The organism is Variovorax soli NBRC 106424 (assembly GCF_001591385.1).
GTDB classification, from domain to species: Bacteria; Pseudomonadota; Gammaproteobacteria; order Burkholderiales; family Burkholderiaceae_C; genus Variovorax; species Variovorax soli.
Genome location: NZ_BCUU01000039.1, coordinates 35,840 through 43,321, shown reverse-complemented (window position 1 = coordinate 43,321; position 7,482 = coordinate 35,840). Strand labels below are relative to the sequence as shown.

General features: G+C 63.6%; 6 protein-coding genes and 1 pseudogene. 3 read left to right on the top strand and 4 right to left on the bottom strand.

Going from position 1 to position 7,482, the window contains the following annotated elements:
- From VSO01S_RS26725 to bfr, 3 genes and pseudogenes are all read right to left on the bottom strand, one after another.
- Positions 1-345 (bottom strand): annotated as a pseudogene (locus VSO01S_RS26725) (energy transducer TonB); the annotation flags it as partial.
- Positions 346-449: 104 nt separating this feature from the next.
- Positions 450-719 (bottom strand): (2Fe-2S)-binding protein, encoded by a 270-nt coding sequence (locus tag VSO01S_RS26720; protein ID WP_084241853.1) that lies wholly within the window; start codon positions 717-719, stop codon positions 450-452.
- Positions 720-889: 170 nt separating this feature from the next.
- Positions 890-1,366, bottom strand: a complete 477-nt coding sequence (gene bfr / locus VSO01S_RS13430) for a bacterioferritin (RefSeq protein WP_068643179.1) — start codon at positions 1,364-1,366, stop codon at positions 890-892.
- A 252-nt stretch (positions 1,367-1,618) separates the two neighbouring features.
- Here bfr and ahpC point away from each other — a divergent pair, with 252 nt between their 5' ends.
- Both ahpC and ahpF read left to right on the top strand, forming a co-directional pair.
- Positions 1,619-2,182 carry an alkyl hydroperoxide reductase subunit C gene (gene ahpC, locus VSO01S_RS13425; RefSeq protein WP_068643177.1) on the top strand — a complete coding sequence of 188 codons (564 nt, stop codon included), beginning with the start codon at positions 1,619-1,621 and terminating at the stop codon, positions 2,180-2,182.
- 96 nt (positions 2,183-2,278) lie between these two features.
- On the top strand, positions 2,279-3,838 hold the full coding sequence (gene ahpF, locus VSO01S_RS13420; RefSeq protein ID WP_068643175.1) for an alkyl hydroperoxide reductase subunit F: 1,560 nt from the start codon (positions 2,279-2,281) through the stop codon (positions 3,836-3,838).
- A 25-nt stretch (positions 3,839-3,863) separates the two neighbouring features.
- Here the strand turns inward: ahpF and ppsR are convergent, their stop codons facing one another.
- Positions 3,864-4,685: a posphoenolpyruvate synthetase regulatory kinase/phosphorylase PpsR gene (ppsR, locus tag VSO01S_RS13415; RefSeq protein WP_068643173.1), complete on the bottom strand. Its 822-nt coding sequence runs from the start codon at positions 4,683-4,685 to the stop codon at positions 3,864-3,866.
- Positions 4,686-4,894: 209 nt separating this feature from the next.
- On the opposite strand from ppsR, the gene ppsA reads away from it, so the two are divergent.
- A complete protein-coding gene (gene ppsA / locus VSO01S_RS13410; RefSeq protein ID WP_068643172.1) occupies positions 4,895-7,297 on the top strand; it encodes a phosphoenolpyruvate synthase in 2,403 nt (800 codons plus the stop codon).
- Positions 7,298-7,482: the final 185 nt, after the last annotated feature.

Below are 7,482 nucleotides of genomic sequence, written 5' to 3'. Positions count from 1 at the left end.
CGAAACGGGGGGCGCCGGAGGCTGCGGCTCGACCACGCCGACCGGCGCCGCAGGCGCAGGTTTCGGATCGCGAATGGCCACGGGCCGCGGCGGGGGAGGCGCCTTGACGATTTCCCGCTTGGGCTGGGGTGGTGCAGGGGGTGGGGGCGGCGGAGGTTCGACCGGCTTGGGCGGGTCGATGAACTCCGTCATGATCACCTCCGGCAGCACCACTTCGGCGGCGCGGCGCAACAGTCCGTTTTGCATGGCCCAGAGGGCGGCTACGTGAAACAGCACCACCCCACCGGCGATCAGTGCATTGCGCGAAATCCCGGTCGGCGTCGATTGGAAGCGGTCAGACACGATGAACCATATGACGAGGTGCGGACACGCGAAGCGCCCGCCAGCAGCGGCCAGTGCGGGCCACTGTTATTTATGAAGGATCCACCAGCTTGCCCCGAGAACCAGGATCAAGCTGCAACCGATGGAGAAGAGTGCCATGCCCGGCTTTCCGTGATGGAGCTGGCAAGCTGGATGGCAACCGGGGTGGTGTCGCAATGCAGGGCAGCGACCGGGTGCGAAGCGTTGCACTGGGCAACGACATCCCGCGCGCATCCTTCGCACTGGCCGCACTGGGTGGCCACGCCGAGTTCGAGCTGGACTTCGTCAAAGCTCATCCCGGCGCGCGCATGGCGAGCGATTTCGCGGTCAGAGACTCGACGGCACACACAGACGATCATGGCAAGGGAGCGAAGACTGGCTGGCTGTTGATGGTGTGGCGATTATAAATACGAATCTCTCGCATTTGCAATAAATATGACGCCCACCTGGTATTTGCTGCGCCCCTGGGTGCCACACAAACAAAAAGGGCCCCGAGGGGCCCTTTGGTCAGTGCTGTTGTTTCTGGCGATTATTCGATCTCGCCCATCTGTGATTGCAGGTAGTTCTGCAGCCCCACCTTGCCGACCAGGTCGATCTGGGTCTCGAGGAAGTCGATGTGCTCCTCGGTGTCGTCCAGGATCTTTTGCAGCAGGTCGCGCGAAACATAGTCGCGTACCGATTCGCAATAGGCGATGCCGTCCTTGATGGTGGCCTGCGCGCCCTGTTCGGAAGCGAGGTCGCACGAGAGGATCTCGGGAACGTCTTCGCCGATGCGCAACTTGCCCAGGTCTTGCAGATTGGGCAGGCCGTCCAGGAAGAAGATGCGGTCCATGAGCATGTCGGCATGCTTCATCTCGCCGATCGACTCCTCGTATTCCTTCTTGCCCAGCTTGTCCAGGCCCCAGTGCTTGAGCATCCGGTAGTGCAGGAAGTACTGGTTGATGGCGGTCAGCTCGTTCTTGAGCTGCGCTTGCAGGTGTTCGATGACCTTGGGGTCGCCCTTCATGGTTTTTCCTTCTTATTGGGTGAATAGGTCATTGTCCCGGGTCGCCCTGGCGCCACGCAAGCCAATCCCACGTGCAGCCGGTCTGCATGCGTTTGAGGGTGATAGGCGTTCGTGTTTGCGAATCGGGCCAGGCGGCCGAAAACATAGGTGCCCCCAATGAGTTGAATAGAAGATTACTATCAAATGTGACTGTCATTAGTGTTTATACTATGCCTTCGCAAGCGTTTTTTAACCACTCAGAGGAACTACTGAATGTCCGTGATCAACACCCAAATCAAGCCCTTCAAGGCCAGCGCTTTCAAGAACGGCAAGTTCGTCGAAGTCTCCGACGCAGACGTCAAGGGCAAGTGGGCGGTCTTCTTCTTCTACCCGGCCGACTTCACCTTCGTGTGCCCGACCGAACTGGGCGACGTGGCTGATCACTACGCTGAATTCCAGAAGCTGGGCGTGGAGATCTACTCCGTATCGACCGACACGCATTTCACCCACAAGGCTTGGCACGACTCGTCGGAAACCATCGGCAAGATCAAGTACCCGATGATCGGCGACCCGACACTGGCCATCAGCCGCAACTTCGAAGTCCTGCGCGAAGACCAGGGCCTGGCCAACCGCGGCACCTACATCGTCGACCCGCAAGGCGTGATCCAGGCCGTGGAAATCACCGCCGAAGGCATCGGCCGTGACGCCAAGGACCTGCTGCGCAAGGTCAAGGCCGCCCAGTACGTGGCTGCCCACCCCGGTGAAGTCTGCCCCGCCAAGTGGGAGGAAGGCGCTGCCACGCTGAAGCCTTCGCTCGACCTGGTCGGCAAGATCTAAGCACCCTCAAAGAACACTGGTTCGATGACGAAGCCCGGGTGCACTCCCGTGCCCGGGCTTTTTTGTTTCTTTTGCACCTGAGAAAGTGAGTCCTTCATGCTCGACGCAGCCACCAAAGCCCAACTGAAGAGTTACCTCGAACGCGCCACGCAGCCGATCGAGATCGTCGCCTCGCTCGACGACAGCAAGGCCTCGGGCGAACTGCAGGCGCTGCTGAAGGACATTGCGGAGGCATCGCCGCTGGTCAAGGTGACGGAAAGCCGCGACGACAACCAGCGCAAGCCCTCTTTTTCCATCAACCGTCCCAGCGAAAACCACGGCCCCCGCTTTGCCGGCCTGCCGATGGGACACGAATTCACCTCGCTGGTGCTGGCGCTTCTGCAAGTGGGCGGCTATCCGCCCAAGGTCGAGCCCGAGGTGCTGCAGCAGATCCGCGAGCTGGACGGCGACTTCGAGTTCGAGATCTACATCTCGCTCACCTGCCACAACTGCCCCGACGTGGTCCAGGCCCTGAACCTCATGGCCGTGCAGAACCCGCGCATCCGCGCCACCATGATCGACGGCGCGCTGTTCCAGGACGAGGTCAAGGAACGCCAGATCATGGCGGTGCCCACCGTGTTCCTCAACGGCACCGAGTTCGGCCAGGGCCGCATGACGCTGGAAGAGATCCTCGCGAAGATCGACGTGAGCGGCGTGGAGCGCGAAGCCAGGAAGATCGATGCCAAGGACCCGTTCGACGTGCTGATCGTGGGCGGCGGCCCGGCTGGTGCCGCGGCGGCCGTCTACGCGGCTCGCAAGGGCATTCGCACAGGTGTGGCCTCCGAGCGCTTCGGCGGCCAGGTGCTGGACACCATGGGCATCGAGAACTTCATCTCGGTCAAGGAGACCGAAGGCCCCAAGTTCGCGCTGGCCCTGGAAGAACACGTGCGCCACTACGACGTCGACATCATGAACCTGCAGCGCGCCAAGGCGCTGGTGCCGGGCAATGACCTGATCGAGCTGCAACTGGAAAGCGGCGCGACGCTCAAGGCCAAGTCGCTGATCATTTCCACCGGTGCGCGCTGGCGCAACATCAACGTGCCGGGCGAGCAGGAATACAAGAACAAGGGCGTGGCCTATTGCCCGCACTGCGACGGCCCGCTGTTCAAGGGCAAGCGCGTGGCAGTCATCGGCGGCGGCAACTCGGGTGTCGAGGCGGCCATCGACCTGGCGGGCATCGTGGGCCACGTGACGCTGATCGAGTACGACACGCAGTTGCGTGCCGATGCCGTGCTGCAGCGCAAGCTCGGCAGCCTGCCCAACGTGAAGGTGATCACCAACGCCCAGACGACGGAAATCACCGGCGACGGCCAGAAGCTGAACGGCCTGACCTACAAGGACCGCGCCAGCGGCGAAACGCACAGCGTGGAACTGGAAGGCGTGTTCATCCAGATCGGCCTGGTGCCCAACACCGACTGGCTCAAGGGCACGATCGAGCTGTCGCGCCACGGCGAGATCGTGGTGGACGAGCGCGGCCAGACCTCGGTGCCCGGCGTGTTCGCCGCGGGCGATGCCACAACGGTGCCGTTCAAGCAGATCATCATCGCGGCCGGCGACGGTGCGAAGGCCGCGCTGGGTGCCTTCGATCACCTCATCCGCACCTCGGCGCCGGCCTGAGCGCGCGCCGGCCGGGCGGGGCGGCTCAGTAGATGAGCCGCTCCGGCCGCAGTTCCTGCAGGATGGTCGTGGCGATCTCCTCGATCGACTTTGTGGTCGTGGACAGCCACCGGATGCCCGAGCGCCGCATCATGGCCTCGGCTTCCGAGACCTCGTTGCGGCAATTCTCCAGGCTGGCATAGCGCGATCCGGGGCGCCGCTCGTTGCGGATCTCGGCCAGGCGCTCCGGCTGGATCGTCAGGCCGAAGATCTTCTTGCGATGCGGCAGCAGCGCCGGTGGCAATTGCCGCCGGTCGAAGTCTTCCGGAATGAGCGGATAGTTGGCCGCCTTCAATCCATGCTGCATGGCCAGGTAGAGCGACGTGGGCGTCTTGCCGCTGCGGCTCACGCCCACCAGGATGACGTCGGCTCCTTCCAGGTCGCGGTTGCTCTGCCCGTCGTCGTGCGCCAGGCTGAAGTCGATGGCGGCGATGCGCTCGTTGTATTCCTTGCTCTTGCTGGCGTCGCTGAAGCGGCCGATGCGGTGGTTGGACTTCATCGCCAGCTCGATCTCCAGCGGGCGCACGAAGGTGCCGAACATATCCAGCAGCATGCCCTTGCAGCCGTTTTCGATCACTTCCAGCACTTCCATGTTGGCCAGCGTGGTGAAGACCAGCGGGCGCACGCCCTCGACTTCAGCCGTGTGGTTGATCTGCCGCACCGCCTGGTGCGCCTTGTCGACCGTGTCGGTGAACGGCAGGCGCACGTGGCGCGGCTTGATCTCGAATTGCGCCAAAACGGCGTTGCCGAAGGTTTCGGCGGTGATGCCGGTGCCGTCGGAGACGAAGAATACGGTGCGGTTGGTCATGTGAGCGGTGGCCTTGTCCGTGGCCGCGCCCCATGGGCCGGGCGCGCCTACAATTCCGGGGATTATCAGGACTTCCGGTCGTCCGGCTGGCACCCTGCCAGCATTCCGCACTTCTCATCCATGCGCGCCGCCACTGCACCCAGAGCAACGAGAACGATCGTGCGCCGCCGCCCGCGTGGGATACCGCTTTCAACTTTAGGAGCTTTCCCATGTCTGCACTTTTCGATGCGACCGCCCTGGTCGTACCGTTCGAAAACCTGAGAATGACCGACGTCGAGGCGGTTGGCGGCAAGAACGCCAGCCTCGGCGAGATGATCTCCCAACTGCCGCAGGGCGTTCGCGTGCCCACGGGCTTTGCGACCACGGCGCATGCCTTCCGCCAGTTCCTGGCGCACGACGGCCTGGCCGATCGCATCAACAAGCGCCTGGCCGACCTCAATACCGAAGATGTGCGCGCCCTGGCAGCCGCTGGCGCCGAGATCCGTGCCATGGTCGAAGCCCAGCCTTTCCCGGCCGACCTGCAAAAGGCCATCGCCGACGCGTTCGCCAAGCTGAGCGCGGGCAACCCCAATGCCAGCTTTGCCGTGCGTTCCTCCGCCACGGCAGAAGACCTGCCCGACGCCTCCTTCGCCGGCCAGCAGGAGACCTTCCTGAACGTGGTGGGCATCGACGACATCCTTCACAAGATGAAGGAGGTGTTCGCCTCCCTCTACAACGACCGCGCCATCAGCTACCGTGTGCACAAGGGCTTCGCGCATGACGTGGTGGCCCTGTCGGCCGGCGTGCAGCGCATGGTGCGTTCCGACCTGGGCGCCGCCGGCGTCATGTTCACCATCGACACCGAGTCCGGCTTCGAGGACGTGGTCTTCATCACCTCCAGCTACGGCCTGGGCGAGACGGTGGTGCAGGGCGCCGTGAACCCTGACGAGTTCTATGTGCACAAGCCCACCCTCAAGGCCGGCAAGCGCGCCGTGATCCGACGCAACCTGGGTTCCAAGCTGATCCAGATGGTATTTGCCACCGCTGCCGAGAAGGCCGCCACGGGCAAGCTGGTCAAGACCACCGACGTGCCGACCGAGCAGCGCAACCGCTACTCGCTCAGCGATGCCGACGTCGAGCAGCTGGCCAGGTACGCGCTCGTGATCGAGCAGCACTACGGCCGTCCGATGGACATCGAGTGGGGCAAGGACGGCACCGACGGCCAGCTCTACATCCTGCAGGCCCGCCCCGAGACGGTGAAGAGCCAGCAGCAGGGCAAGTCGGAGCAGCGCTACAAGCTCAAGGGCCGCAGCAGCGTGCTGGCCGAGGGCCGCGCCATCGGCCAGAAAGTGGGCACCGGCCCGGTTCGCCTGGTGCACCACATCAGCGAAATGGACAAGGTGCAGCCCGGCGACGTGCTGGTCACCGACATGACCGATCCCAACTGGGAGCCGGTGATGAAGCGCGCCAGCGCCATCGTGACCAACCGCGGCGGCCGTACCTGCCACGCGGCCATCATCGCGCGCGAGCTGGGCATTCCGGCCGTGGTGGGCTGCGGCAATGCCACCGAACTGCTCAAGGACGGCACGCTGGTGACGGTGAGCTGCTCGGAAGGCGACACCGGCCACATCTACGACGGCTTGCTCGAAACCGAGGTGACGGAGGTCAAGCGCGGGGAGATGCCGCCCATCGACGTGCAGATCACGATGAACATCGGCAATCCGCAGCTGGCCTTCGACTTTGCGCAGCTGCCCAACCACGGCGTGGGCCTGGCGCGGCTGGAATTCATCATCAACAACAACATCGGCGTTCATCCGAAGGCCATCCTCGACTATCCCAATGTCGACAACGACCTGAAGAAGGCGGTGGAGTCGGTGGCGCGCGGCCACGCCTCGCCGCGTGCCTTCTACGTCGACAAGGTCGCGGAAGGCGTGGCCACCATCGCGGCTGCGTTCTGGCCCAAGAAGGTGATCGTGCGCCTGTCGGACTTCAAGTCCAACGAATATCGCAAGCTCATCGGCGGCTCGCGCTACGAGCCCGAGGAAGAAAATCCGATGCTGGGCTTCCGCGGCGCGGCACGCTACCTCAGCAAGGACTTCGGCGAGGCCTTCGCCATGGAGTGCGAGGCGCTCAAGCGCGTGCGCAACGACATGGGCCTGACCAATGTGCAGATCATGGTGCCCTTCGTGCGTACGCTCGGCCAGGCCGAGCGCGTGACGCAACTGCTGGCGGCCCAGGGCCTCAAGCGCGGCGAGAACGACCTCAAGCTGATCATGATGTGCGAGGTGCCGAGCAACGCCATCCTGGCGGATGAGTTCCTCGAGTATTTCGACGGCTTCTCCATCGGCTCGAACGACCTGACGCAGCTCACCCTGGGCCTGGACCGCGACTCCGGCCTTGAGTTGCTGGCGGCCGATTTCGACGAGCGCGATCCGGCGGTCAAGGCGATGCTGGCGCGTGCCATCAAGGCCTGCAATGCCAGGGACGCTTATGTCGGCATCTGCGGACAGGGCCCCAGCGACCACCCCGACTTTGCCGTCTGGCTGGTGGAGCAGGGCATCAAGTCGATTTCGCTCAACCCGGACAGCGTGATCGACACCTGGCAGCAGCTGGCTTCGGCGGCCAAGAAGTAACGCTGCTTGGCGCATGGAATGTGGCCCGGCGGCTGTTGCCCTCGGGCCACATTTTTTTTCACGATTTCCCTGCCGTCAGCGGCGCGTCAGGCGGCTCGGCATTGCATGCGAAAGCTTACCTGTGTCACATTTGGCGCCACAGGGGAGTTTTGCTGAGTTTTCACGAAGAAGGCCCTCAACGTGGG

Bases quoted from the DNA above. Each gene is read 5' to 3' on its own strand.
- ahpC (WP_068643177.1), top strand. From the start codon at position 1,619: ATGTCCGTGATCAACACCCAAATCAAGCCCTTCAAGGCCAGCGCTTTC.
- VSO01S_RS26720 (WP_084241853.1), bottom strand. From the start codon at position 719: ATGATCGTCTGTGTGTGCCGTCGAGTCTCTGACCGCGAAATCGCTCGC.
- ahpF (WP_068643175.1), top strand. From the start codon at position 2,279: ATGCTCGACGCAGCCACCAAAGCCCAACTGAAGAGTTACCTCGAACGC.
- bfr (WP_068643179.1), bottom strand. From the start codon at position 1,366: ATGAAGGGCGACCCCAAGGTCATCGAACACCTGCAAGCGCAGCTCAAG.
- ppsR (WP_068643173.1), bottom strand. From the start codon at position 4,685: ATGACCAACCGCACCGTATTCTTCGTCTCCGACGGCACCGGCATCACC.
- ppsA (WP_068643172.1), top strand. From the start codon at position 4,895: ATGTCTGCACTTTTCGATGCGACCGCCCTGGTCGTACCGTTCGAAAAC.